This is a genomic window from Neisseria sp. P0021.S007, assembly GCF_051956855.1.
The window spans coordinates 1-508 of sequence record NZ_JBQCXA010001266.1 but is presented as its reverse complement, the minus strand read 5'-3'; the positions used below and the strand labels follow the sequence as shown (position 1 = coordinate 508).

General features: G+C 53.0%; 1 pseudogene. It reads left to right on the top strand.

From position 1 onward, the window contains the following. Positions 1 to 178 precede the first annotated feature (178 nt). Positions 179 to 508: pseudogene (locus ACTHUR_RS18660) on the top strand (TAT-dependent nitrous-oxide reductase); the annotation flags it as partial.

The window sequence follows — 508 nt, the reverse complement described above, 5'->3', positions numbered from 1 at the left end:
GGTTGTGCAGTTTGTGAAAAAATAAACCGCCCCATGGCCGGCAAATAATCTAAACCCCTAAAGAACCCTGAAAAAATGCCGGCCCACCCGTAACCATACTTATAAACATAAATTCGTTTTTTTGATCGGCAGGTCGTCTGAAAACGCCGGCTGCCGAATTTTATCCAAGGAGTGTTGTATGTCAGACGAAAAATTAGAACAAAACGGTTTAAGCCGTCGTTCATTCTTAGGTACTGCCGCCGCTTCCGGCGCAGGTATTGCCGGCGCCGGTCTGTTGGGATTAGCAGGCTGCTCCAAAGAGGGTGGCGACAAAGCTGCTGCTTCAGGTGCGGCGCCCGCTTCCAAAGCCGAAGCCCAAGCCCCTGCCGAACCGGGTAAACAGACTTCCGAAGTCGGTCCGGGCGAGCTTGACCAATATTACGGTTTGCTCTCCGGCGGTCAGTCAGGCGAAATGCGCTTGATCGGTGTGCCCTCCATGCGCGAACTGATGCGTATCCCTGTGTTCAAC